This is a genomic window from Pseudomonas sp. RGM 3321 (assembly GCF_022836805.1).
Taxonomy (GTDB): Bacteria; Pseudomonadota; Gammaproteobacteria; order Pseudomonadales; family Pseudomonadaceae; genus Aquipseudomonas.
In genome coordinates, this window is sequence record NZ_JALHBH010000010.1 from 1 (window position 1) to 255 (window position 255).

Annotated in this window: 1 protein-coding gene; it reads left to right on the plus strand. The window is 56.1% G+C overall.

Features of this window, described 5'->3' with window-relative positions; translation table 11 throughout:
* Positions 1-255, plus strand: a 255-nt coding sequence (locus RGM3321_RS00035; protein ID WP_244390990.1) for an IS110 family transposase, incomplete at both ends; no start/stop codon positions are given.

The window sequence follows — 255 nt, forward strand, 5'->3', positions numbered from 1 at the left end:
TAGAGGGTATCGGCTTTCTGACTGCAGCTCGTTTGGTCACTTCTTTTCAGCGAGGCGAGTTCAGCGGAGCGAACGCCTTTATCGCGTTTCTTGGGCTGGACCTGAGAGTATCCAAATCAGGGCAAAGGGATGGACCTCGTCGATTGACCAAACGCGGCGATCCAGAAGCCCGACGGTTGCTGCACAACGCGGCTATGTCCGGGAGCCGTACGCCGGCCTGGAAGCCTTTTTATGAAGAACAGAGAAAGCGTGGCT